The sequence below is a fragment of the Pseudomonas sp. GW822-FHT06B12 genome (assembly GCF_058799675.1).
The window spans coordinates 974,634-999,902 of record NZ_JBXALR010000001.1 but is presented as its reverse complement, the minus strand read 5'-3'; the positions used below and the strand labels follow the sequence as shown (position 1 = coordinate 999,902).

Here is a 25,269-nt window from a genome sequence, read left to right as displayed (position 1 = left end):
TGGATGTGACTGAACGTCCGCTATCGCGAGCAAGCTCGCTCCCACAAAGGGCATCCCTCAGATGCTTACTTACCGGCGTTGATGGTCACGGTTTTAATCGCCCCCAACTCCAGATCCCATTTCTTCAAAATCGCCTGATAGCTGCCGTCATCAATCATGCTTTGCAACGCCACCTTCACTGCCTCACTCAACTCAGGCTTCTTCTTGCTGACGCCCAGCCCGCTGAACTGCACCGAGATCGGCGCCCCCACGGTCTTGTAGGTGTCTTTTTCCTGAGTCTTCAGGTACGACAACGTTTCGCTGCCCTGCATCGCCGCGTCAATGCGGCTCTGGCGCAGTTGCGCACGGGCGTCGGCGGAGCCTTCGGTGCCGATCACGTTGATCGCCGGTTTACCCTTCGCCTCGCAATTGGCCTTGCTCCACTCGGCGATTTCCGCCGGGAAGGTGGTGCGTCGGCTGGTCCCGACTTTCTTGCCGCACAGGTCGGCAATTTCGTTGGTGTCCTTGTTCTTTTGCAGGGTGTAGAACTGCGGCCCGCTGGTGAAGTAGTCAACGAAGGTCACGCTCTGCTGACGCTCGGCGGTGTCGGTCATGCCCGACAGCACCACGTCTACGCGATCGGTGGTCAAGGCATTGATCATTTGCTCGAAGCCGGTTTCCTGCCATTTGATCTTCACGCCCAGACGCTCGGCCAAGGCGTTACCCAGGTCGTAGTCCAGACCGGTGAGGGTGTTGGTGGCCGGGTCCTTGAAATCCATCGGCGGATAGTTGGGCATGATCGCCACGACGATTTCGCCCTTGGCCTTGATGCTCGCGGGCAAATCAGCTGCCCAGGTCACCGAAGAGGCCATCAGACCAGCCAGTACTGCAGGGATAAGAAGGTTTTTCATGGTCGTTCTCTTTTTGAGTTGTCGTTAGGTGCGAACGGCAGAAATGAAGCTTTGGGTGCGCGGGTTTTGTGGACTTATTAGTATTTCTTCGGGGCTTCCAGCCTCCACGATCTGCCCGCCGTCCATGAACACCATGCGATTGGAAACCTCGCGGGCGAAGCCCAGTTCATGGGTGACGACGATCATGGTCATGCCGGTCTGCGCCAGATCACGCATCACCGACAGCACCTCACCGACCAGTTCCGGGTCGAGTGCCGAAGTGGGTTCATCGAACAGCATCAGCTTGGGCCGCATGGCCAGCGCTCGGGCAATAGCTACCCGTTGTTGCTGACCACCCGAGAGTTCGATCGGGTAGCTGTTGCGCTTGTCGGCCAGGCCGACGCGGGCCAGCAGCTCCAGTGCATCTTCGTGCGCTTCCTTGGGCGAGCGCTTGAGCACCTGGCATGGGCCTTCGATGATGTTTTGCAGCACGGTCATGTGCGGAAACAGGTTGAAACGCTGGAACACCATGCCGGTGGCCAGGCGTTGGCGGGCAATCTGCGACTCGTTGAGCTCGTGCAGTTTGTTGCCGGCAATGCGGTAACCGACCAGTTCGCCGTCGACCCAGAGGCCGCCCTTGTCGATTTTTTCCAACTGATTGACGCAACGCAGCAAGGTGCTTTTGCCGGAGCCGGACGGCCCGATGATGCACAGCACTTCGCCCTGTTCGACTTCGATGTTGATGTCTTTGAGCGCGTGGTATTGGTCGTAGTACTTGTTCAGGCCAACGGCCTTGACGATGCTTCTCATGTTCAATTCTCCTGCGCGACTCACGAGCGCTTGCCGGCGCCACGAGCGAAACGACGCTCCAGACGGCTTTGACCAAAGGACAAGACGGTGACGGCGGCCAGGTACCAGATCCCGGCGACGATCAGCAGCTCCATCACGCGGGCGTTGGCGTAGTAGATGTTCTGGGCGTTGTAGAGCAGTTCCGAGTACTGGATCACACTGGCCAGCGAGGTCATCTTGACCATACCGATGAACTCGTTGCCGACCGGCGGAATGATGATGCGCATGGCCTGCGGCAGAATGATCCGGCGCAGCGCTTGCAGGCGCGGCATGCCGATCGACTTGGCGGCTTCGTACTGGCCGGTATCCACCGAGAGCAGGCCGGCGCGCACCACTTCAGCGGTATAGGCGCCCTGGTTGATGCTCAGGCCCAGCAGCGCGGCGACGAAGGGTGTCATCAGGCTGACGGTATCGAGCTGGATCACCCCGGGAATGCCGATGGTGGGGAAAATCAGCGCCAGGTTGAACCACAACAGCAGTTGCAGAATCAGTGGCGTACCACGGAACAGCCAGGTGTACGTCACCGCGACATAGCGCAGGATCGGGTTCGCCGACATGCGCATCACGGCGGTAATCACCCCGAAGACAATCCCCAACGCCATCGCCAGCACGGCCATGACGATGGTGTTGAGCAAGCCGAACAAAATCGCCTGGGAGGTCAGGAACTGGCCGATGTACGACCACTCGATCTTGCCCTCGGCAAAGGCCCTGACCAGGCCGACGATGGCGACGACGATCAGCGTGGCGAAGAAGATCCGCCCGTAATAGCGCCGCGGCACATGTTCGTACTGGGTGATGTCGAACTGGTTTTCGGCCTGTTTACGCTCCGCGAGGAGCTCTGCCTGAGTCTGGTTCATGGTGTTTCTCCGTACGCTGGTCTTGCAGATCAAGCCAAACACCTGTGGGAGCGAGCTTGCTCGCGATTTCGGTATCACATTCAACATCGATGTTGGCTGACCCACAGTTATCGCGAGCAAGCTCGCTCCCACAGGTTCTGTGCAGTGCTTCAGAGACGAAAGCCCTGATAGTCCGCCGCCCATTGCTGTTGTGCGGCGAGGGCGGTTTTCAAGCGACCGATCTGTTCACGGACCTGTTGCGGCGCGGTGCCGCCCCAGCCACTGCGCGCAGCGATGGCGGCTTCCAGAGTCAGACTGTCGCGGACTTCGGGCGTCAGTCGTACATCGATCTCGGCGAGCAGCGCGGGTGAGGCTTCCCAGAGTTCGATGTCGTGTTTTTCACAGGCCTGAACCAGAGCGCCGGTAATTTCGTGGGCTTCCTTGAACGGCACACCGCGCACCGCCAGCCAGTCGGCGACCTCGGTGGCGAGGGTGAAGCCCAGCGGCGCCTGACGCCGCAGTTCTTCGACGTTGACCTTCATGGTCGCGACCATCCCGGCCATGGCCGGCAGCACCAGCAGCAGGGTGTCGACGCTGTCGAGTACGCCGTTTTTGTCTTCGCTCAAGTCGCGGTTGTAGGACAACGGCAGGGATTTGAGGGTCGAGAGCAGACCGGTCAGGTTGCCGATCAAACGACCCGCCTTGCCACGAGCCAGTTCGGCGATGTCCGGGTTTTTCTTCTGCGGCATGATCGAACTGCCGGTGGCATAGGCATCGTCCAGCGCGACCCAACGAAATTGCCGTGAAGACCACAGGCAAAACTCTTCGGCCAACCGCGAAATATTGACACCTAGCATGCTCGCCACGAACAGGAACTCGGCGACGTGGTCGCGGCTGGCTACCGCGTCAATGGAGTTTTCGCAGACACCGCTGTAGCCCATTTCCTTGGCCGATTGCTGTGGCTGGCGGGCGATGGCGGAACCGGCCATGGCTGCCGCGCCCAACGGCGACAGCGAGGTGCGCACATCCCAATCGACCAGACGTTGCACGTCGCGGAGCATCGACTGGGAGTGGGCCAAGAGGTGGTGGGCGAACACAATCGGCTGCGCCTGTTGCAGGTGAGTAAAGCCAGGGCAAATGCTTTCAATGTGTTGCTCGGCCTGGTCGACCAGCGCCTGTTGCAGGGCCAACACTTCAGTGGTCAGGGTGCGAACGTGATCACGCAGAAACAGCCGTAGATCGTTGGCGGTCTGGTCGTTGCGCGAGCGTCCGGCGCGCAGCTTGCCGCCCAGTGCACCCAGGCGTTCGGTCAGCAGGCGCTCGATGAAGGTGTGGACGTCTTCGTCATCCAGCGTCGGGCTGACGAGACCTGCGCGGAAGTCTTCGCCGATGCGCTCCAGCGCATCGAGCATGGTTTGGGTTTCTTGCGCATCGAGCAGCCCGGCGCGGTGCAGTTCCCCTGCATGAGCCTTGGAACCGGCCAGGTCGTAAGGGGTGAGGCGGAAGTACCGTTCAGGGCAGCGGGACAGGGCTGCCAGGGCTTCGGACGGAGCACTTTTGAAACGCGCGCCCCACAAACGATCGGTTGCTTGAGTCATTGTTATTTTTCCTCGTCGGTAATACGAACTGATGTCGTTACGCAGAGCCTTGAACGCTCGCCGGGATCTTCCGGGCGTGGTTCGGCTCATGCAGTTTTCAAGAGGGCAGTTGCAAATGGCGAGAGCTGATCGAAGTGTCAGCTTTTAATAGTTTCGAATCAGCGACTTGGCGCTGACTGGGGGGAATTATTGGGAGTTGCCAAGCCTGGTTTTCTGTGTTCATTATTATTAGCCAGCGTTATTTTTGTTGTTGGACACAGGTTGTTGAATCGGGCGCCAGAGGTAAATAAGCATTATGGAAACCCCACTTTCCAATTCTGGAAACCCGCCGTTGAAAACGGCCCATCGAGCCCCTTTGGCCCTCAGCGGGCTGGACTTCAAACTGCTCAAAGTGTTCAAGGCGGTGGTCGAGGCCGGTGGGTTCAGCGCCGCTCAAAACGAGCTGAATGTGGGGCTTGCAGCCATCAGCAAACAGATCTCCGACCTCGAAATTCGCATCGGCATGCGCTTGTGTACACGGGGGCGAGAGGGGTTTTGCCTGACCGAAGAAGGGCGTCTTGTGTACCAGGCGTCGATCGATTTATTTGCCTCGGTCGATAACTTTCGAGACCGGCTTAGTTGCGCGCAGAATGAATTGATCGGGGACTTGGGGGTAGGGGTTATCGACAATACGATTACCGATGAAAATTCTCCGTTAGTTGCAGCGCTTAAACGAATAAATGAAGAGTCACCGAAGGTGAGATTTCAACTTCATGCCTCGCAACTGGATGAAGTGGAAAGAGGCGTTGTAGAGGGTCGGTTAGTCGCCGGCATAGTGCCGGTTTATCAGAAAAGAGAAGAATTCGATTACTTCGCGTTGTATGAAGAAAGGTCGGAAGCCTACTGTGCGGTGGGGCACCCGCTGTTCACTGTTCCGGACGAGGAGATGGGCGAAGATGTGCTCAAGCATCACGAGTTCATCAACCATCGCTACGCCATTCACCGCGACAAGCTGACGTTTGCCCGGTACGACAGTTTTTCCGCTTCGGCGTCGCAGGTCGAAGCGGTCGCCATGCTGATCAAAACCGGGCGTTTCCTGGGTTTTCTTCCGCAGCACTATGCGGCGTCACTGGTTGCACAAGGCACGTTCAGAGCCTTGCGGCCGGACCTGATCAGCTTCAATACAACGTTCAACCTGATCCTGCGGCACAACACGGTGCGCAGTCCTTTGGTCAAGGCGTTCGCCCGGGCGTTGGGGGTGGATCTGAAGTCCGGCGCCTGACATCAAGCGCGAATTTCTGCTTGGTTGATAGCCACTGATAGCACGGCGGAGTTGTCGCAGGGTTTGGCATTTATAGCCTCTGACAGGGTGCGTCGAACACTTCCTCAAGTGGTCGGTGGACAAGTAAAACAACCCATCTGTTTTGCCTGAAGTGTTGACTGATATCAATCTGAAATCTTTCAACGAAAGATGGGGCAATACGGTGAAAGTTCGGGGCGCGGGGCGACTGTTCCTGCACCCATTTTCTAACGATACAGTAGCCCTTATGGCTCGATGCAATAACGCATGGCACACCGTCGGGTACCCGGCAATCCATGGGAGATTTCTGCTTCCAGCACCGCTTTCAAGCGTTGATCGAGACTGGAAAACGGCAGTGTTTGAAAACCGAATCGCCGATAAAACGGCTCGTTCCATGGCAGTTCACGAAAGGTCGTCAGCGTCAGCGCGATCAATCCGCTATGGCGTGCGTGCTCAAGGGCGGTCTGCAACAACCTGCGTCCCAGGCCCTGACCCTGAAACCCGCTGCTGACGGACACTTCCTGGATATGCAGTTCGGTATCGACGGTATGGGCGCTGAGAAAGCCCACAATTGATCTATCAGTCGCCTCGGCAACCCAGACCAGTGAGGACTCGATGTCGCGCTGGTGCTGTTCGATGCTGGTCACGGGGGCGTCGGCGAGCCAGGTGAGTTCGGGATCGTGACGGAAGAGGGCGGCAGCTGAACGCTCTACGGCGGGCAGCGCGCTGGCATCGGCGAGTTGGGCACGGCGGAGGGAAGGAGTCATGGGCGCAAGCTTAAGCAAGCGCCCTGACGAAGTGCAACCGGTTCAGGGTTGCACGGGTACCAGATGCAGCAGGACGTAATCGTTCTTGTCGAAGGTCCCGTTAAGCACCGGCTGCAATGTCGCCAGCCGAGAGCCTTTCAGGGCCTCGTAGTCGCTTTTATCCATCACCAGCCAGGCAGGGCCTGTCAGGTTCTCCAGCTCTTGCACTGAAGAAGTGAAAACCGGGAGCAAGTCGTGATCGACGTTGACCATGAACTTGATGGCCTTGGCGTCTTTGCCCATGGCGTGCAACACCACGGGCGCCGGGTCTTTTTGAATCAGCTCAACGGCTGCGCGACTAAAGGTGCGTGTGTCGTAGAGCGAACGCTCCACCGGCTCGAACACCAGAATGTAGGTCGACCACAGCGCCAGCACCGCGGCGAACGCCAGGCCCACTGCACGCAGACGCGGTTTGAACAACAGCCCCAGTGCGATCACCTGCAACACGCCGAGAATCGCCATCACCGCCGTCATCGAGGTGAGATGCTCCGGAAAGCGTCGCTTGGCCACCACCAGCCCAATGATCAGCAAGCCAGGCATCAGCAACCACAGGCCCTGCATCAGGCCGCGTAACCACTGGAATACCCGACCCTGCGCACCCTGGAACGGATACGCCGCGACGATTGCCGCCATCGGCAGCATCGGCAGCATGTAGCGGGCTTTTTTCGCCATCGGAATCGACAGGCCAATCATCACGATCAGCCCGGCAGCCGTGCACAAAGTCAGCAGACGCAACGCCGGTCCACGGTCCTTGCGCCCGACCAGCAACACCGCGGCCAGCACCAATGCCGCCAAAGGGTACGCCAGTGCGTAGTTGCCCAAGGAACTACTGAAGTAATACAGCGCGCCACTCGCACCTTCTCGACCGTCCATGCGCCCCATGAACTGCATGCGGATCACGTCTTCTACGAAGGTCGGGCCACCACTGACGTGTGCCAGCCACAGCAACAGGCCGATACCGGCTGCCAGCAGCAACGCAGCCAGCAAGCCGACGCTGATCATCCGGCGCCATTGGCCATTGAGCAGGTAATAAGTGCACAACACACCGGTAGGTACCACTAAGCCGATCGGCCCACGAATGGCAAAGCCCAGTACCAGCAACACGAGTATCAACAACAGTCGTCGTGGTGCCTGGAAATGGTCAGTGGCATAGCCCAGATAGAACACAGCAAAAGTCACGGCCGCGACCATCTGGTCGAGGGACACGGCGCGAGTTTCGGTGATGAACATATTGCTGAGCAGCATCAGGGCGATGCTGATCAGCGCCCAGGTTCTGGAGTAGGGCGCTACCAGTCGGTACATCAGCGTGACAATCGTTGCCGAGGCAATGGCGCTGGGTAACCAGGCCGTCAACGCGTTTACCTGGCCAAAGGGCAACGAAAGCAGCCAGGTAAAAAACGTCGAAGTGGCCCAGTAATCAGCGTAAGGCTGGCCATAGGTGGTCGGGAAGAATCCCGGCCCATGGCGCAGCATTTCCTGGGCAAACAGTACAAACCGCGAGTCGAATCCGATCGCCGATTGCTGGTAGACCCCGGCGCAGAACAGCAGCAGCGCCAGTAGCCCCAGACCTAACGATTGTTGACGGATCCCTGTCGATGGATATGCGTGCACGCGGCCTCCTGGGCTTAAACGGAAGCAGCTGGCCACTGTTGCTGAGGGATTGGCAGATTGCGCGACTCGCCACGACCCATCGGGAAGTACTTGAAGCCTTTGCGTGCCAGGCGATCAGCGTCATACAGGTTACGCCCGTCGAAGATCACCGGAGCTTTGAGACGCTCTTCGATCAATTTGAAATCCGGCGCCTTGAACTGTTGCCATTCGGTGCAAACGATCAAGGCGTCTGCGCCTACCAGCGCGGATTCCGGGGTGCCCATCAGCGACAGGTTCGGTTGATCCGGGTACAGGTGTTGGGTTTCCTGCATGGCTTCAGGGTCGAAGGCCCGTACGTGTGCACCGGCAGCCCACAACGCTTCCATCAGCACCCGGCTTGGCGCATCGCGCATGTCGTCGGTGTTGGGTTTGAACGCCAGGCCCCAGAGAGCGAAGGTCTTGCCTTTCAGCTCACCTTTGTAGAACGCATTGATGCGTTCGAACAGCTTGTGTTTCTGCCGCTGGTTAATGGCCTCGACCGCTTGCAACAGGTCGCTGGAGCAATTGGCTTCCTGGGCGCTGTGGATCAACGCGCGCATATCTTTCGGGAAACACGAACCGCCATAGCCGCAGCCAGGGTAGATGAAGTGGTAGCCGATGCGCTGGTCTGCACCGATGCCCATGCGCACGGCTTCGATATCAGCACCCAGGTGTTCGGCCAGTTCGGCGATCTGGTTGATAAAGCTGATTTTGGTCGCAAGCATGCAGTTGGCTGCGTACTTGGTGAGTTCGGCGCTGCGCAGGTCCATGAACATGATGCGGTCATGGTTGCGGTTGAAGGGGGCGTAGAGGTCGCGCATCACTTCACGGACTTCTTCACGTTCGCAACCGATGACGATGCGGTCAGGGCGACGGCAGTCACTGACGGCCGAACCTTCCTTGAGGAATTCCGGGTTGGAGACGATATCGAACTCCAGGGTGCGCCCGGCTTTCTTCAGCACTTCTTCAATGTGCGCGCGCAGGGTGTCGCCGGTACCGACCGGAACAGTGGATTTTTCCACCAGAATCAGCGGCTCGACCCGATGGCGCGCGACGGCGTCGCCCACGGACAGAACATATTTCAGGTCGGCCGAGCCGTCCTCGTCCGACGGCGTACCGACCGCGATGAACAACACCTGGCCGTGCTCGATCGCCATCTTCTCGTCGCTGGTGAAGTGCAGGCGCCCGCTCTCCAGGTTCTCCTTGACCATGCTCTCCAGCCCTGGTTCAAAGATAGTGACGTGGCCTTTCTGCAGCATTTTGATCTTGTTCTGATCGACGTCCATGCACACGACATCATGACCGACTTCAGCCAGGACAGTCGCCTGCACCAGACCTACATAACCGCTACCAATTACACTGATTTTCATGAGGCATTCCTGACTTCTGGGGCGCTGGCAGTTCGAGAGTTAATAGTGATGACACCGAGGATGACCAAGGCCACCCCGAGTGTTTTGGAAAGACTGAAGTTTTCGTTGAACAGCGGCAGGCTGGCGGCCAACAGATACACCAGTGCATAGCTGATACTCAACAACGAGTAGGCCCGGCCCAGCGGCAGATCGCGCAGCGCGGCGAGCCAGCACAACATGGACAGGGCGTAAGCGCAGATCGAGGCAAGCACCACGCCGAGCGCGAGCAGGTCGATACTGCTGTTGCTCAGGGCCTGCAGCCACTGATCGGGCAGCGGTAAATGGCTCATGCTCCAGCGCATGCCCAATTGGGCTGCACTGACCAGCGCCACGCTGCCCATGGCAAAGCTGATTCCGCGACGAAGGCTCATGCGTGCCTCCCGAGTAGAACGACGCCGGCGATGATCAGCGCAACACCGATCCAGTGACGACGATCAATGGTTTCGTGGAAGACGAAGTGGGCGGCCAGGGTGATCAGCACAAAGTTGAGGCTCAACATCGGGTAGGCGACACCGACCTCCAGACGCTGCAACACCAATAGCCACACCAACAGGCCGAAGCCCAGGCTGGCCAGGGCCAGCCACAGCCACGGCGAGAGCAATTTCTCGCCCCAGCCGGAGTCTTTGCCGCGCCAGCTTTCGACGGCGTATTTCTGGGCGATCTGACCCAGACAGGTCAGCAGGCAGGCCGACAACAGCAGTATCAGGGTCATGGCGCGCTCTGCGGGATGATCAGAATAACCATGTTGCCTTGCTCGTAATGCTTGCCATCTTTAGGCAGCAGTTCGAGTTCGCGGATTTCGTCGTCACCCTTGACGCGCATGACCACGCCGACCGGGCCGGTCTTGCGGGCTTCGCTCATCCACTGCTGCACATGCTCGGTATCGACCCGACGTGCAGCGGCATCCGGATAATCCAGGCCGTATTTCACTTCGCCGATGGTGTTGTACAACGCCACTTCAGGACGTTGCAGACGCCAGGCGACTGCAGATGCGGCCCCCAGGTCATTGCTCAGCAGGCTTTTGGTCTGGCTGAGTTCGTCAATGTGCTGGAGGACAAACTGGTCGGGCATCTTGTTGTAGACCACCGAGTGCGGCAATGCGGCCGGCAGAATGGCGATCAGCAGCCAGCTGCCGATTGCCGGTGCAGCCCATGCGCTGAACGGTCGGAATACCAGCAGCAGGTTGGACAGGATCCAGCCCATGAGCACGATGAACACCAGCACCAGGTTGTGCATTTCATCGACATACACGGGGTTTTTCAGTTGCAGGTAAACCATCGCCAGCAGGGTGGTCAGACCGATGACCAGGTTCAGCAGGCCGTTGATCCTGAACAGTCGGCTTTGCCCCAGGTTCAGTCGGTCAATCAGTGCATTCCCCATCAACAGCGCCAGAGGCAACAGGCACGGCAGGATGTAGGCCGGCAACTTGCCTTTGCTGAGGCTGAAAAACGCCAACGGAAGGACCAGCCACAGCAACAGGAATCCGCTGCTGGCCTGACGCCTGGTTTGCCAGGCTTGTTTGAGCGCCGAAGGCAGGAACGCCACCCACGGCAAGCTGAACGCTACCAACATCGGCAGGTAGAACCACCAAGGGGAGGCGTGCTGCGCATCGTCACCGGCAAAGCGGCGGATGTGCTCGTGCCAGAAGAAGAAACGCCAGTAATCGGGCTCCTGCACATGCACGGCCAGGGCCCACGGCAGGCTGATGACAATCGCAACCACGATTGCCAGCGGGCCGTACACCAGCAGTTCACGCCAGCGTTTTTGCCAGATCATGTAGGGCAGGGCGATCAGTACCGGCAGCAACCAGGCCAGGAAACCCTTGGTCAGGAAGCCCATGCCGCAGGCCAGACCCAGGCTCGCCCAACTCATCAGTCGCGCATTGCGACTGTTGCTGTCCAGCGCAAACCACAAGGCCACCAGGCTCAGGTTGACCCAGAAAGTGAATTGCGGGTCGAGGTTGGCGTAGCCCCCTTGAATGGCGATTACTGCGAAACTCATGTACAGCAATGCGCTGGCGATGCTTTTACGCGGATCGTTCCAGAGCCTGCGTGCGATCAGGTAGGTCAGCACGATGCTCAAACCGGTCGAGAGTGCCGACGCAATGCGCACCCCGAACAGGTTGTCACCGAACAGGGCCTGGCCGATCGCGATCATCCAGTAACCGGCAATCGGCTTCTCGAAATAACGCAGGCCCATGAAGTGCGGCGACACCCAGTTGCCACTCAGGAGTATTTCCTGACTGACCTGGGCGTAGCGGGTTTCATCCGGAATCCACAGACCATGCGTGCCCAGCGGCAACAGATAGACCAGACCGAAAGCGATAAGCAGTAACGGCAAAGCCCAGCGTTTGCTCATGCGCCTTGCACTCCCAACCATCCTTCTCGGCCTTCAAGGGCGCCACGTATTACGCGGCCTTGAGGCAGGGTTGTCGGCTGGGCGGGCAACAAGTTACCCAAAGGCTGGAACTGGATGTCGCGCTGACGCGCGTCGACCAGTAGCTGACGGAAATCGTTTGCCATCAGAATCCCTTCTACCTCCGCATGTATCGTATATACGTTCAGCTTCGAGGGGCTGAATCGGTCAAGAATGTATGAGTTGAACTCATTGGCTGCTACGACGGGACCCACCACTTCATCGAAGGTTGGCAAGTCGACCGGAATTTGTGGCGTGCCGAGACTACCGTCTGCCAGCCGAGGCTGGAACAGGCTTTGTCCGCGACAGTCGCTGTTGTAACGAAAGCCAAAACGTTGCTTGGCTTCGATGACCCGCTCATCGGCGCGCCAACCGGCGGCCGCCGAACAGTCCACGCTCTGCCCGAGAATATCGCTGAGGGTGTCTACGCCCCGGCGAATCTGCTCGATCAGGTCAGCGTCGCTCCAGCGCCCTGCGTTGGCTTGCCAGCCGTGGTGATCCCAGGCGTGTAAACCGACTTCATGGCCAGCCGCGAGGGTCTGGCGCATCAGGTGCCCCAGGTCACGGCCGATGGGTTTGCCGGGCCAGGCAGTGCCGGCCAGCAAAATATCCCAGCCGTACAGACCCGCGGCATTGGAGCGGAGCATTTTCCAGAGAAACTGCGGACGGATGAGGCGCCATAAATGGCGCCCCATGTTGTCCGGACCAACGCTGAAAAAAAACGTCGCCTTGACTTGTGCTTCATCGAGCATCTCCAACAACCGGGGTACCCCCTCACGGGTACCTCGGTAGGTGTCGACATCGATCCGAAGACCTGCCTGCATCAGCGCTTGTCCGCGATTTCGAGCATGGCTTCGCGCAGGAAGAAGTCCAGCGTGTTACCGATGGTTTCGCTCATCTCGACGGTTGGCGTCCAGTCCAGCAGGCGCTTGGCGTTTTCGATGCTTGGCTTGCGGTGTTCCACGTCCTGGTAGCCAGCGCCGTAGAACGCCTTGCTCTCTACGTCGCGGAAACCGGCGAACGGAGGGAAGTTGGCGCGCAGCGGGTGAGCTTCGAACTGACGCAGCAGTTCTTCGCCCAGCTGACGGATGCTGGCTTCGTTGTCCGGGTTACCGATGTTGATGACCTGACCGTTGCACGCGTCATTTTCGTTATCAACGATACGCGCCAGAGCTTCGATACCGTCGGCAATGTCAGTGAAGCAACGCTTCTGCTCGCCGCCGTCGAACAGACGGATTGGCGTGCCTTCCACCAGGTTCAGGATCAGCTGGGTGATGGCGCGGGAGCTACCGATACGTGCCGAGTCCAGACGGTCCAGACGTGGGCCCATCCAGTTGAACGGACGGAACAGGGTGAAGTTCAGGCCCTTGGCGCCGTAAGCCCAGATCACGCGGTCCAGCAGTTGCTTGGAGACCGAGTAGATCCAGCGTTGCTTGTTGATCGGGCCAACGATCAGATTCGAGGTGTCTTCGTCGAAGTTCTTGTCCTGGCACATGCCGTAGACTTCGGAAGTCGACGGGAAGATCACGCGCTTGTTGTACTTCACGCAGTAGCGAACCAGTTTCAGGTTCTCTTCGAAGTCCAGTTCGAATACGCGCAGCGGGTTGCGGGTGTATTCGATTGGGGTGGCGATGGCCACCAGCGGCAGAACCACGTCGCACTTCTTGATGTGATATTCGATCCACTCGGAGTGAATGCTGATATCGCCTTCGACGAAGTGGAAGTTTGGATGGCTGCGCAGACGCTCGATAGCGTCGGAACCGATGTCCAGACCATAGACGTCGTACTTGTCGTCACGCAGCAGGCGCTCGGACAGGTGGTTACCGATGAAGCCGTTGACGCCAAGGATCAGTACGCGGGTGCGACGCGGGGCACGGCCCGATTCAGCGCCACGCAGTACGGAACCGTCGACCAGACCCAGTTCATTGGCCAGTTGCGGGCCGCTCAGGTACAGACCGTTTTCGTTACGCTGACCCGAAGTGACGACCAGGGAGTCTTCGCCGCAAGCGATACGCAGAGGGTCGACGCTGATCACGCGGCCTGGTGCCAGACCTTCGTTGCCCTTGACGACTTCAGCGCTCCAGACAATCAGTTTGTGCTCGCCCACGGCGCAGAAAGCACCCGGGTAAGGTTGGGTCACGGCGCGAACCAGGTTGAACAGCTCTTCAGCCGGTTTCTTCCAGACCAGCTTGCCGTCTGCCGCAGTACGACGACCGAAAACAGTGGCCTTGGATTCGTCCTGGGCGGTTTCGGTGATTTTGCCCTGAGCCAGCAATGGCAGGGTGTCACGCAGCAGGTTGGAAGCGGCTTCGCGCAGCTTGCCGTGCAGGGTCAGAGCGGTATCGGCACGCTCGATCGCAACGCGTTGCTGGGCGATGATCGCGCCAGCGTCGGCACGCTTGACCATGCGGTGCAGGGTCACGCCGGTTTCGGTTTCGCCGTTGACCAGTACCCAGTTCGCTGGAGCGCGGCCACGGTAGGTTGGCAGCAACGAGCCGTGCAGGTTGAACGCGCCTTTGCGGGCGGTAGCCAGCAGTTGCTCACCCAACAGGTTGCGGTAGTAGAACGAGAACAGGTAGTCCGGGTTCAGTTTGGCGATGCGCTCGATCCACAGTGGGTGGTTGGCGTCTTCCGGTGCGTGCACAGGAATGCCTTTACGGGCGCACAGTTGCGCGACCGAGCCGTAGAAGGTGTTTTCCTTCGGATCGTCGGCGTGGGTGAACACGGCAGCAATCTCGAAACCTGCGTTGAGCAGTGCTTCGATACCTGCACAGCCAATGTCGTGATAGGCGAAAACAACAGCTTTTGAACTCATGGCGAAACCTGATCAGTAGGGGTGGAAGGCAGACCGTCGACAGTGACAACGGGAGCAGGAGCAGCGGGTTGGTTACGTAGGATTTTTTCAATAAAGAAACGCGGTCGGGCGCGAACATCGCTGTACATGCGGCCCAGGTATTCACCCAGAAGGCCCATGCCGATGAACTGGCCACCCGTGAACACAAAGAGCACGGCGAACAGGACGAAGGTGCCGCCACCCGCCCAGCTGGCGCCGAAGATCAGGCGCAGGAAGATCAGCAGGAAGGCAAACAACATGCCCAGCGCCGCCAGGCTGAAGCCAATGATGCTTAGCAGGCGCAGTGGGGTAGTGGTCATGCAGGTCAGCAGATCGAACATCAGGCTGATCAGACGCATCGGGCTGTACTTCGACTCGCCGTGCTCGCGCTCGGCGTGCTGCACCAGAATCTCGGTGGTGTGGCGGGCGAAGCTGTTGGCCAGGATCGGGATGAAGGTGCTGCGTTCACGGCAGGCCAGCATGGCGTCGACGATGGTGCGGCGGTAGGCGCGCAGCATGCAGCCGTAGTCGCTCATGGCAACGCCGGTGGAGCGTTGCACCGCCAGGTTGATCAGCTTCGACGGCCAGCGGCGCAGGGCCGAGTCCTGGCGATTGTTGCGCACAGTGGCAACCACGTCGTAGCCCAGCTCGGCTTGTTCCACCAAACGGGGGATTTCTTCCGGCGGGTTCTGCAGGTCGGCGTCGAGGGTTATGACCACATCGCCTTTGCAATGCTCGAAACCAGCCATGATTGCCGCGTGCTGGCCGTAGTTGCGGTTAAGAATGACCGCAACCACTGAACTGCCTTCACGCTGAGCGGCGTCTTCGAGAATTTGAGCCGAGTTGTCGCGGCTACCGTCATCGACCAGTACGATCTCGTACTCGTGCTTGAGTTGCTGACAGGCCGCTTCGGTCCGGCGTAGCAGTTCACGCAAGCTTTCTTCTTCGTTGTAGACCGGGATAACGATCGACACGCAGTTAATTGGATATGGCTTCAAAGGCTTCAGTCCAGAATGTTTTCAATGGCGCCAACGACGCGTTCGACATCGTCGGTAGTCATGTCGGGGAACAGCGGGATCGAGCACAGCCGTGCCGAGTTCCACTCGGTGTTGGGCAGATGGATGTCCGGGAATCGCTGGCGGTAGTAAGTGTGCAGGTGGGTGGCCACAAAGTGAATACCCGTACCAATATTCTGTTCTTGCAAGGCTTTCATGAACGCCTCGCGGTCCATCCCGCAACGTTCAGCGTCGATGCGCAGTATAAACAGATGCCAGGCGTGTTGCTGCGGGTAAGTGGTCGGCACACTCAGTGGTTGTACCGGCAGGCCTCCCAGGCGTTGCAGATAGGTCTGCGCCAGCGCTGTACGCTTGGCGTTGATTTCGTCGAGACGCTGCAATTGCACCAGTGCAATGGCTGCGTTGATGTCGGCCAGGTTGTACTTGAATCCCGGCTCGATGACCATGGCCTGAGGTTTACGGCCATGGGTCAGGCGATCGTAAGCGTCTACACCGAGGCCATGAAACTTGAGCATGCGCACACGATCGGCCAGCGCTTGATTGTCGCTGACGAACATTGCGCCCTCGGCGCAGGTCATGTTCTTGATCGCGTGGAACGAGAAGATTGCGGTGCCCTGAGCGCCAATGGCGCGGCCACGGTAACGGGTACCGGCAGCGTGGGCGGCGTCTTCGATGACGGCGATACCGTGCTTGTCTGCCAGCGCATAGAGCGGATCGAGATCGAACGCGGCACCGGCGTAGTGCACCGGGATGATCGCTTTGGTGCGTGGGGTAATGGCGGCTTCGATGGCCTGGACGTCGGTCATCAGGGTGTCGCGGTCGACGTCGACAAACACCGGAGTGGCGCCCAACAGGCAGATCATGTTGGCGGTCGAGACCCAGGTCTGCGACGGCGTGATCACTTCATCGCCAGGGCCGATACCCAGCGCCAGCAGCGTGATGTGCATGCCGCCGGTGGCCGAAGACAGTGCTACGGCGTGCTTGCAACCTACGTACTGTGCGAATTGCTCCTCCAGTTCCTGGTTCTTCGGCCCGGTAGTGATCCAGCCGGAGCGTAAAACCTGCTCGACGGCGGCGATTTCTTCATCACCGATACTTGGGCGAGAGAAGGGGAGAAAAGCCTGATTCATGTGGACCTCGGGTTTGGAAGTGTCAACAGCCCTGGTAGGCGGTAAATCAGCGGTCACATGCTGCGAATCAGCTCGAAGCGGTGCTTCGAAGCGTCGTCCGTGACAGCGTAGACGTAAAAAACGAAAAGTATATCAATCAGTTAACCAATCTTTTGGGAAAAGTGCACTAATTGACTTATTTTTTGTCGGTCGGCAGTTTGAACGACCCAAAGGCATCGCTCCGGATGCGCAGAGGGTAATCTCGAAAATGTGAAAGGGACATGAAAAACCGGTATCGAGAATGTTTAACTGTAACCTTTACAGCAAATGTTCAGGGTTTTTCATAGCTTAAAGTCCTTTCTGACAGCTCTCGCCATTTTTTTGGCACTGCGAAAAAGCCCATCATATGGCCTGTGCATCGCCGATCCGTTACCCTGTTGATCTCCATTTTCCATCGTTCTCAACACAAATTTCGTACGTTGAGGGGCGCTCATTTAAGGCCGGTTCAGTTTGATTGATCTACCCGACACCGCATTGCCTCGCTGCGCCACCGCCCAGCCAGAAATGACAGCCATTCGGTCGGCCAAGCCCAACTCCCTGACGTTTTATCTGGCGCGTCTTGCCCCTTCAAGTCAGCTGACCATGCGCTATGTGTTACAGGATGCCGCAGATCGACTGGGCTTTGAAGAGCTGAACATCGAAGAAATCCCTTGGCACGAACTTCAACCCGAGCATGTTATCGCACTGGTCGCGACGCTGCGCAGTGACGGTTACGCCCCCAATACGTCCTCGCTGTACGTCAACGCTGTGCGCGGCGTGATGAACGAAGCCTGGCGCCTGAGCCTGATCAGTCACGAGCACCTGCTGAAGATGCGCTCGGTCAAAGGCATCGCCGGCACCCGGTTGTCTCAGGGGCGCAACCTCAAGCGCACGCTGATTCGCGACCTGATGGCGGTCTGCGCTGCCGACCCAAGGCCTCAGGGTCTGCGCGATGCCGCGATCATTGCGATTCTCTACGGTTCGGGGATGCGCAAGTCCGAGTCGGTGAACCTGGACCTTGCGCAAGTCGACTTTGCCGAACGCAGCCTGCGGGTCACGGCCAAAGGTAACAAGCAACTGATCAAATATGCGCCGAGCTGGGCGTTCGCCAAGCTGCAAGCGTGGCTTGATTTGCGTCGGTCGCTGTTGTCGCCAGGGCAGGAAGACGATGGGTTCCTGTTCAACCGGATTCGCCGCGGCAGCCACATCACCCGCGAGCGGATTACCAAGCACGCGATCTATTACATTGCACGACAGCGCGGTGCGCAGGTGGGGGTGAAGATCATGCCTCACGACTTTCGCCGTTCGTTCATCACCCGGGTGATCGAGGAGCATGACCTGTCGATCGCCCAGAAACTGGCCCATCACAGCAATATCCAGACGACCGCCAACTACGACGTGCGTGATGACAACGAGCGGCGCCGGGCGATTGATCGATTTGACCTCTGAGCGGGATCGATCAGGGCGCCGCAACTGCCTGTCGGCGAACGGGCTCAGTCAGTACGTGCGCATGACCCAAGGTCGAAATGTGCACCAGACTGCCCGCTTCCGGTGCGTGTACCCCGGAGCTTCGAACCAGTAACGAGCGGCTCGCTGACTCTCCGTTCTTCGCGGGTGAGGGCAGTTTCAGTTCCACCGTCAAGGTGCAGGTATTGCCGCCAAAGTCGCGATCGGTCACTACCCCGATACAGCCGTCAACCTGTTCCAGATCTGCGGCCTGACTGGAAATCTGCAATTGCTCGGGCCGCAACATGATCCGCGCCGCGCCGTTTTGCGAGGTGTTGGAGACATGAACCCGTCCCAGGTCGCAGGTCGCGTGGCCATTTTCGACCCATGCAGGCATGACCACGGCATCGCCGAGGAACAACGCCGTTTCTTCATCATGAGGGCGCAGGTACAGGTCCATCGGTTGTCCGGTCTGCACCAGCCGGCCTTGACGCATCACGGCCAGTTGATCGGCGAATGACAGCGCTTCGGACTGGTCGTGCGTAACCAGAATGGTGGTCACGCCGGTGTCTGACAGAAGCCTGGCAACCATCTTGCGCATGGACGCCCGCAGGCCGGTGTCCAGTGCAGAGAAGGGTTCATCCAGCAGCATCAGCCGCGGCCGTTGCGCCAGGGCGCGGGCCAGGGCTACCCGCTGTTGCTGGCCACCGGAAAGTTCGTGCGGCCAGCGTTGGCTCATGCGCGAATCCAGCGCCACCATGTCCATCAACTCGGCGACGCGAGCTTGCTTCAAGGCGGAGTCACCCGAGAGTCCAAAGGCGATGTTGCCGGCAACCGTCATGTGCGGAAACAACGCGCCGTCCTGCGGTACATAACCAATCATGCGCTGATGCGCGGGGACTTCGGTCGAACCGTCGACCAGTGTCTGGCCGTTGAGCGAGATGCTGCCCGAATCGGGAAACTCGAACCCGGCAATCATCCGCAGCAAGGTGGTCTTGCCCGAGCCGGAAGGGCCGACGATAGCCGTGCGGCTGCCCGCGGGTACCGACAGGCTGACGTTGTCGAGGGCGGGCAGGGCGCCGAAGGTTTTGTAGATGGAGTTCAGTTCGAGAGCGTTCATCGGCCTGCCGTGCGTTTGGATTGATGATAGAGAAGCGCGGTCAACGGAAGCGAAAGCAAAATCATGATCAGCGCGTAAGGTGCCGCTGCGGCGTAGTCGATTTCGCTGGTCATGGCCCAAAAACCGGTGGCCAGGGTGCGGGTGCCACTCGGCGAGAGCAACAGGGTCGCGGTCAGCTCATTAGTGATTGCCAGGAACACCAGCGCGGCACCGGCGGCTGCGCCCGGTGCGGCCAGGCGCATGGTAATCAGCCAGAGCGCCTTGCTCGGCGAGCGGCCCAGGCTGCGGGCGATGTTTTCCAGCTCTACCGGCGCCTGGGCAATGCCCGCACGCAAACTGACCAGCGCGCGTGGCAAGAACATCAGCAGGTACGCCAGCAGCACGGTGATGGTGGTCTGGTAAATCGGCCGGGCGAAGTTGATGGTAACTGTCACCAGTGCCAGCGCCACGACGATTCCAGGTAATGAACTGGTGATGTAGTTGCAGCTCTCCAGAATGCGATGCAGGCGTCCCGGTGAACGTATCGACAGCCAGGCCACCGGAACTGCCGCGCAGGTGGTGATGACCGCGCCAACGCTGGCCAGAACAAGGGTTTGCTTCAACGCAGGGAGGATTTCCGACATGCGCCAGACCTCCGCGCCACCGGCAATCAACCATTGGGCCAGGGTAATCAGCGGCACGCCGAGTGCCAGCACGCTGCTGATGATCGGCAGCAACAACATGACGGCTTTGGTGTTGCGTGTCAGACGCTGGGTACGTTGCAGGCGCGCGCTGCCGGAACCGACCCGGGCGTAACGGGCATGGCCACGGGAGGCTGATTCGGCGGTCAACATCAGCAGGCAGCACAGCGCCAGAACCCCGGCCAGCATGTTCGCCGCCGGGCCGTTGAAGGACGACTGGAACTGGTCAAAGATCGCCGTGGTGAAGGTGTCGAAGCGAATCATCGCGTACAGGCCGTATTCGGCCAGCAAGTGCAGCCCGACCAGCAAGGCGCCGCCACAGATGGCCAGGCGCAGTTGCGGCAGCACGACCCGGAAAAACACCGCCCAGGGTTTTAGCCCCAGTGATTCGGAGACATCTTCGATGGCCGGGTCGAGGCGCCGCAGGGTGGCGGCGATTGGCAGGTAGAGGAACGGGAAGTAGGCGATAACCGAAACCAGTACCCCGGCAAACAACCCGTGAATCGGTGGTACCAGGCTGACCCAGGCATAACTGTGCACAAACGCCGGCACCGCAATCGGTGCCGTTGCCAGTACCGACCAGAGGCGTCGGCCCGGCAGGTCGGTGCGTTCGGTCAACCAGGCGAGTGCCACGCCCAGCGCGATACATAAAGGAATCGTGATCACCACCAGTAGAACGGTGTTGATCAAAAGTTCGGCGACCCGAGGTCGCAAGACCAGCTCGGCGATCGTCGCCCAGCCGGTCTTGATGGAAATGCCGATGACAAACGCCAACGGCAGCAGCGCCAGCAACGACACCAGAATGGATATGGCCACCACCCACGAGCCGCTGCGCCTCCCGGAGGCGCGGCGAGGGTGTGGACGAGGGGTGGCCAGAGTCGTCAGATGGACGACTTCGGTAGCTTCTGGCAGCGCGACTGGCTTGGACATCGGATTACAACAGCCCCGCCTGAGTCATCAGCTCGACAACTTTTTTGCTGTTGAGCCTGGAGGCGTCGACGGCAGGCGCGTCAAGTTGCGCCAGCGGTACCAGTTTCGGGTTCGACTGAGCATCCTTGCCTACCGCGTACTCAAACGAGTTGCCGGTTTTCAGAACGGCCTGACCTTCTTTGCCAGTGATCCACTTCAGGAACGCCTGAGCTTCTTCCTGGTGTTTGCTGGAGGCCAGGACAGCGCCACCGGAGAGGCTGACAAACGCGCCCGGATCTTTGTGCTTGAAGTAGTGCAGCGAGGTGTTCTTGCTGTTTTCGCCGGTTTTGCTCTGATCGACGAAGCTGTAGTAGTGGTAGATCACGCCGCCTTCGATCTGGCCGGCGTTCACTGCCTTGAGCACAGCGCTGTTGCCGCGGTAGGCGGTAGCGTTGGCTTTCATGCCCTTGAGCCATTCCAGGGTAGCGGCTTCGCCTTTGAGTTCGAGGACGGCAGCGACGATGGCCTGGAAGTCGGCGCCGGCAGGCGAACCGGCCCAACGACCTTTCCAGCTTGGGGAAGCCAGGTCCATCAGAGACTTCGGCAGATCGGCTTCGGCCAGTTTGCTTTTGTTGTAGACAAACACGGTCGAACGAGCAGCGATGCCCACCCATTTGCCATGGGCCGGGCGATAGGCCGAACCGATTTGTTCAAGGGTCGAAGGGGCGACAGGGGTAAACAGCCCGGCGTTGTCCACCAGCACCATGGCTGGGGAGTTTTCGGTCAGGAACACGTCAGCCGGCGAGGCTGCACCTTCTTGCACCAGCTGATTGCCCATTTCGCTGTCATCGCCGTTGCGCAGCGTGACCTTGATTCCTGTTTCACGGGTAAAACCTTCGACCCAGGCCTTGGTCAGGGTCTCATGCTGAGCGTTGTAGACGACGATGCCGTCACTGCTTGGCGCAGCAAAGACATGGCCGGCACCCAATAGAGCGGTGGCGAGCAGCGCGGTTTTCAGAAACGAAGGAAGACGAGGATTCATTTTGTTAGCAGCTCCTGCAGTTTTTTTAAGAATCAGGTGGGCAAGCCTGTCAATCAGTTCCCGCGATCCCTGCAGCTTGCTCAAAACAATGCGAATCATTCGCATGCTTTTCGTGCGCCGGCAATTTAGTGTGGGATATGTGAAAAAAACGTCAAATAAATTATTAATCAATGTCGTTTGTATTTAGATTGAGCAGCTCAGGCGGCAGTTTGAACGGAAAAGCAGTTCGAGCTCAAACGATATCGTCGACGAGTATGTGGCTGATGGTTTTCGAACACTTCTCGATCCGTGCTTCAACGTTGTAGACATCGCGCAGCATTTGCACGGTGATCACGTCCTCGCAAGGGCCACTGCCGTGAGCGGTACCGTTCGCGATCACCAGCACTTGATCGGCAAAGCGCAATGCTTGATTAAGATCATGAATTGCAATAAATACAATGGCTTGGCGAGTCTTTGCGATAAAACGCATGAAGTTTAAAACCTGCACCTGACGGTGCATGTCGAGGGCGCTGGTCGGTTCATCCATGAGCAGGATTTCCGGTTCGCGCACCAGAGTTTGTGCGATCGACACCAGTTGCTGCTGTCCACCGCTAAGTTCGCCGAGGTTGCGAAAGGACAGTTCGGTGAGCCCCAGCGAACCGAGGATCTGATCAACCAGTGCCAGTTCATCGTCATGCACCGCCCAGCCAGGCGTCAGTTGCTTGTGCGCCAGCAGGACGGATTCGTAAACGGTCAGTCGGGCGCTGGCATTCAGGCCTTGAGGCATGTAGCAAATCCCTTGGGGACCTTTTTTCGAGTCCTGCAAGATCACCTGGCCTGGGCCGTCGATCACCCCGGCCATGCGTTTGAACAACGTCGACTTGCCGGCCGCGTTCGGCCCAACCACTGCAACAACCTGCCCGCCATAAAACGTCGAGGTGCTGACGCCCGAAATCACCGGGCGTTTGCCGTAGCCGGCACCCACGTTGTCGAGTTGTACCTTCACCATGAGTTTTTCTTCCCGCTGAGGATCAGAGATATGAAGAACGGCAGGCCGATCAGAGACGTCACTACGCCAATCGGGAAGATCGCACCGGGGATCAGGGTTTTACTCACCACCGAACTGACCGAGAGGATCAGCGCGCCGGTCAACAGCGAGGCCGGCAGGAAGAAGCGCTGGTCTTCGCCGATCAGCATCCGCGCGATGTGCGGTCCGACCAGCCCGATAAAACCGATGGTGCCGACGAAGGCCACTGGAAACGATGCGAGCAGGCTGACCATGATCAGTGTCTGAAAACGCAGGCTGCGCACATTGATGCCGAAGCTTGCGGCCTTGTCGTCACCCAGGCGCAGCGCGGTCATGGCCCAGGCGCGTTTGGCGAAGATCGGCAGGGTGATCAGAATCACCAGACAGATCACCCCAAGTTTGGGCCAGGTGGCTTTAGTCAGATTGCCCATGGTCCAGAACACCACGGTAGCGACGGCTTGCTCGGTGGCAAAAAACTGCACCAGCGCCAGCAGCGCGTTGAAAGTGAACACCAGGGCAATGCCCAGCAACACGATGGTTTCGGCGGTCACGCCACGGCGCATGCTCAGGAAGTGGATTAACAGTGCCGAGACCATCGCCATGATGAAGGCGTTGACTGGAACCATGTACTGCGCGGCCAGCGGAAACAACGCAACACCAAACGCCAGGCCCATGGCTGCACCGAAACTGGCGGCTGCGGAGATGCCCAGAGTGAAAGGGCTGGCCAGTGGATTGTTGAGGATGGTCTGCATCTGTGCCCCGGCCAGTGACAACGCAGCACCCACGGCCACCGCCATCAAGGCCACGGGCAAGCGGATTTCCCACATCACCACGCGTACCTGCGCCGGGGCCGTATCGGGTGAAAACAACGCTCCCAACACCTCGCCGAGGCTGTAACTGGCGGGACCCAGCGCCAGGTCCAGCAATACGCTCGATATCAGTAGAAATAGCAAAACACCGAGGATCAGGCGTTTGCGAAGGACCAATTGGCGGTACGTGTCGTGTTGGGCGATGTCCGCTGTACCTAATGAACTCATTGACTGACCTGCTCGGGTTTCAGGCTGACGAAGTAGCCCGGCTCGTAAGGCACGGGCAGAAAGCGTTCATGCAATTCGCGCAACGAAGCGTTGGGGTCGAGGTTGGCAAACAGTGTTGGGTGAAACCATTTGGCCAACTGCTGAATCGCCACGAACTGGTAGGGGCTGTTGTAGAACTGGTGCCAGACAGCATGAAATTCATGGCTGTCCTGAGCCTTGATCCCGGCATACGCCGGGCGTTGGGTGTACCACTGCAGTTTGCGTCGCGCCTCGTTCAGATCCGCGCCCGGCCCAACGCCGACCCAGTGACCTTTCGGGGCGAAGGCTTCCCAGTTGGCGCTGGTCACTACCACCTGGTCAGGGTTGGCGACGATCACCTGTTCCGGGTTCAGTTGTCCAAACGTGCTGGGGATGATGCCTTTGGCGATGTTGTCACCGCCGGCCATGTCGACGAAGCGGCCGAAGTTTTCGTCGCCAAAACTCAGGCAGCAATCGTCGGCGTAGCCGCCAAGGCGTTCGATGAATATTTTTGGCCGTGTTGGCTGGCTGGCCTTGATCACATCAGTGACGCGGCGGATCTGTTCGTTGCGAAAGGCAATGAATTCCTCGGCGCGGGCTTCCTTGCCGAAAAGTTGACCGAACAGGCGCATGGTCGGTTCGGTGTTTTGCATCGGGTTATTGCGAAAGTCGACGTAGACCACGGGAATGCCCAGCGCATCGAGCTTCTCGATGTAACGTGCATCTTCGGTGGCGTATTGGGCCTCGATGTTCAGGATGATCACATCCGGCTGTTGCGAGATCGCCTGTTCAATGTCGAAGGTACCGTCCTCGAAACCGCCGAAGGTCGGGATCGCAGCTATTTTCGGAAACTTGCGCAGGTAAGCACCGTAGGTGTCCGGGTCGGACTGGATCAGATCCTTGCGCCAGCCGACGATGCGCTGGATCGGGTTCTGCGTATCCAGCGCCGCCACCAGGTACAACTGACGACCTTCGCCGAGGATCACCCGCCGAGCCGGGACGTGAACCCGGACTTTGCGTCCGAGCAGATCGGTGACGCTGATGGCTGCCGGGTCCTGGTTGGCAGCAACCGCGCTGCGGGGGGAGATCGAGGTCAGAAAGGTCGCCCCCAGAACTGCCGCAAACAGGAGGGCGATAAGTGTGCTGCGTTGTCGAGATTGAGATGCCATGGTTGAAAACTCTACCGTGGGTCAGCAGGCGTGCAATGACCCGGGCCGTTGCACGCCGACAGAGGTTTTTAGAAATCGACAGTCGCCGACAGTTGCAGGGTGCGTGGCGAACCCTGAGAGAACGCGCCGTAAGACGCGACCCCACCAGTCTGGCC

General features: G+C 59.1%; 22 protein-coding genes. 2 read left to right on the top strand and 20 right to left on the bottom strand.

Going from position 1 to position 25,269, the window contains the following annotated elements; translation table 11 throughout:
• Window positions 1-65: 65 nt before the first annotated feature.
• From AC1RKH_RS04580 to argH, 4 genes are all read right to left on the bottom strand, one after another.
• A complete protein-coding gene (locus AC1RKH_RS04580; RefSeq protein ID WP_123424707.1) occupies window positions 66-890 on the bottom strand; it encodes an ABC transporter substrate-binding protein in 825 nt (274 codons plus the stop codon).
• A gap of 24 nt (window positions 891-914) precedes the next feature.
• Window positions 915-1,679, bottom strand: a complete 765-nt coding sequence (locus tag AC1RKH_RS04575; protein WP_401113709.1) for an amino acid ABC transporter ATP-binding protein — start codon at window positions 1,677-1,679, stop codon at window positions 915-917.
• A 20-nt stretch (window positions 1,680-1,699) separates the two neighbouring features.
• Complete coding sequence (locus AC1RKH_RS04570) at window positions 1,700-2,575, bottom strand: amino acid ABC transporter permease (RefSeq protein WP_123424705.1); 876 nt, start codon at window positions 2,573-2,575, stop codon at window positions 1,700-1,702.
• 149 nt (window positions 2,576-2,724) lie between these two features.
• Window positions 2,725-4,152 (bottom strand): argininosuccinate lyase, encoded by a 1,428-nt coding sequence (gene argH / locus AC1RKH_RS04565; protein ID WP_493061300.1) that lies wholly within the window; start codon window positions 4,150-4,152, stop codon window positions 2,725-2,727.
• A 295-nt stretch (window positions 4,153-4,447) separates the two neighbouring features.
• Here argH and AC1RKH_RS04560 point away from each other — a divergent pair, with 295 nt between their 5' ends.
• Window positions 4,448-5,413 carry a LysR family transcriptional regulator gene (locus tag AC1RKH_RS04560; protein ID WP_493061299.1) on the top strand — a complete coding sequence of 322 codons (966 nt, stop codon included), beginning with the start codon at window positions 4,448-4,450 and terminating at the stop codon, window positions 5,411-5,413.
• Between the two features lie 263 nt (window positions 5,414-5,676).
• Here AC1RKH_RS04560 and AC1RKH_RS04555 read toward each other — a convergent pair whose 3' ends face one another.
• From AC1RKH_RS04555 to arnB, 10 genes are read right to left on the bottom strand one after another with little or no spacing between them, the layout of a single operon-like run.
• Window positions 5,677-6,198, bottom strand: a complete 522-nt coding sequence (locus tag AC1RKH_RS04555) for a GNAT family N-acetyltransferase (RefSeq protein ID WP_493061298.1) — start codon at window positions 6,196-6,198, stop codon at window positions 5,677-5,679.
• Between the two features lie 42 nt (window positions 6,199-6,240).
• A complete protein-coding gene (locus AC1RKH_RS04550) occupies window positions 6,241-7,848 on the bottom strand; it encodes an ArnT family glycosyltransferase (protein WP_493061297.1) in 1,608 nt (535 codons plus the stop codon).
• 14 nt (window positions 7,849-7,862) lie between these two features.
• Window positions 7,863-9,236 (bottom strand): UDP-glucose dehydrogenase family protein, encoded by a 1,374-nt coding sequence (locus AC1RKH_RS04545; protein ID WP_493061296.1) that lies wholly within the window; start codon window positions 9,234-9,236, stop codon window positions 7,863-7,865.
• The gene (arnF, locus tag AC1RKH_RS04540; protein WP_123424693.1) at window positions 9,233-9,646 is read right to left on the bottom strand and encodes a 4-amino-4-deoxy-L-arabinose-phosphoundecaprenol flippase subunit ArnF; all 414 of its coding nucleotides are present in this window, start codon (window positions 9,644-9,646) and stop codon (window positions 9,233-9,235) included. The genes AC1RKH_RS04545 and arnF overlap by 4 nt, the downstream gene beginning before the upstream one ends.
• Complete coding sequence (gene arnE / locus AC1RKH_RS04535) at window positions 9,643-9,987, bottom strand: 4-amino-4-deoxy-L-arabinose-phosphoundecaprenol flippase subunit ArnE (RefSeq protein WP_123424692.1); 345 nt, start codon at window positions 9,985-9,987, stop codon at window positions 9,643-9,645. Before arnE ends, arnF begins: the two co-directional genes overlap by 4 nt.
• Window positions 9,984-11,633 (bottom strand): lipid IV(A) 4-amino-4-deoxy-L-arabinosyltransferase, encoded by a 1,650-nt coding sequence (gene arnT / locus AC1RKH_RS04530; RefSeq protein ID WP_493061295.1) that lies wholly within the window; start codon window positions 11,631-11,633, stop codon window positions 9,984-9,986. The genes arnE and arnT overlap by 4 nt, the downstream gene beginning before the upstream one ends.
• Window positions 11,630-12,514, bottom strand: coding sequence for a 4-deoxy-4-formamido-L-arabinose-phosphoundecaprenol deformylase (arnD, locus tag AC1RKH_RS04525; protein ID WP_493061294.1), 885 nt, complete (start codon window positions 12,512-12,514; stop codon window positions 11,630-11,632). Before arnD ends, arnT begins: the two co-directional genes overlap by 4 nt.
• Complete coding sequence (arnA, locus tag AC1RKH_RS04520; protein WP_123424689.1) at window positions 12,514-14,505, bottom strand: bifunctional UDP-4-amino-4-deoxy-L-arabinose formyltransferase/UDP-glucuronic acid oxidase ArnA; 1,992 nt, start codon at window positions 14,503-14,505, stop codon at window positions 12,514-12,516. Before arnA ends, arnD begins: the two co-directional genes overlap by 1 nt.
• Entirely contained in the window at window positions 14,502-15,521 is a 1,020-nt protein-coding gene (gene arnC / locus AC1RKH_RS04515) for an undecaprenyl-phosphate 4-deoxy-4-formamido-L-arabinose transferase (RefSeq protein WP_493061293.1), read from the bottom strand. The genes arnA and arnC overlap by 4 nt, the downstream gene beginning before the upstream one ends.
• Window positions 15,522-15,526: 5 nt before the next feature.
• Window positions 15,527-16,669 (bottom strand): UDP-4-amino-4-deoxy-L-arabinose aminotransferase, encoded by a 1,143-nt coding sequence (gene arnB, locus AC1RKH_RS04510; protein ID WP_123424687.1) that lies wholly within the window; start codon window positions 16,667-16,669, stop codon window positions 15,527-15,529.
• Between the two features lie 543 nt (window positions 16,670-17,212).
• Here arnB and AC1RKH_RS04505 point away from each other — a divergent pair.
• Entirely contained in the window at window positions 17,213-18,136 is a 924-nt protein-coding gene (locus AC1RKH_RS04505; RefSeq protein ID WP_123424905.1) for a site-specific integrase, read from the top strand.
• Between the two features lie 10 nt (window positions 18,137-18,146).
• Here AC1RKH_RS04505 and AC1RKH_RS04500 read toward each other — a convergent pair whose 3' ends face one another.
• The 6 genes from AC1RKH_RS04500 to AC1RKH_RS04475 form a co-directional block, all read right to left on the bottom strand.
• Window positions 18,147-19,253 (bottom strand): ABC transporter ATP-binding protein, encoded by a 1,107-nt coding sequence (locus AC1RKH_RS04500; RefSeq protein ID WP_493061292.1) that lies wholly within the window; start codon window positions 19,251-19,253, stop codon window positions 18,147-18,149.
• Window positions 19,250-20,845 carry an ABC transporter permease gene (locus AC1RKH_RS04495; RefSeq protein WP_493061386.1) on the bottom strand — a complete coding sequence of 532 codons (1,596 nt, stop codon included), beginning with the start codon at window positions 20,843-20,845 and terminating at the stop codon, window positions 19,250-19,252. The genes AC1RKH_RS04500 and AC1RKH_RS04495 overlap by 4 nt, the downstream gene beginning before the upstream one ends.
• Before the next feature lie 22 nt (window positions 20,846-20,867).
• The gene (locus tag AC1RKH_RS04490; protein WP_123424903.1) at window positions 20,868-21,884 is read right to left on the bottom strand and encodes an iron ABC transporter substrate-binding protein; all 1,017 of its coding nucleotides are present in this window, start codon (window positions 21,882-21,884) and stop codon (window positions 20,868-20,870) included.
• 232 nt (window positions 21,885-22,116) lie between these two features.
• Window positions 22,117-22,872, bottom strand: coding sequence for an ABC transporter ATP-binding protein (locus tag AC1RKH_RS04485; RefSeq protein ID WP_493061291.1), 756 nt, complete (start codon window positions 22,870-22,872; stop codon window positions 22,117-22,119).
• Window positions 22,866-23,927, bottom strand: a complete 1,062-nt coding sequence (locus AC1RKH_RS04480; RefSeq protein ID WP_493061290.1) for a FecCD family ABC transporter permease — start codon at window positions 23,925-23,927, stop codon at window positions 22,866-22,868. Before AC1RKH_RS04480 ends, AC1RKH_RS04485 begins: the two co-directional genes overlap by 7 nt.
• The gene (locus tag AC1RKH_RS04475) at window positions 23,924-25,114 is read right to left on the bottom strand and encodes an ABC transporter substrate-binding protein (RefSeq protein WP_493061289.1); all 1,191 of its coding nucleotides are present in this window, start codon (window positions 25,112-25,114) and stop codon (window positions 23,924-23,926) included. The genes AC1RKH_RS04480 and AC1RKH_RS04475 overlap by 4 nt, the downstream gene beginning before the upstream one ends.
• Between the last annotated feature and the right edge of the window lie 155 nt (window positions 25,115-25,269).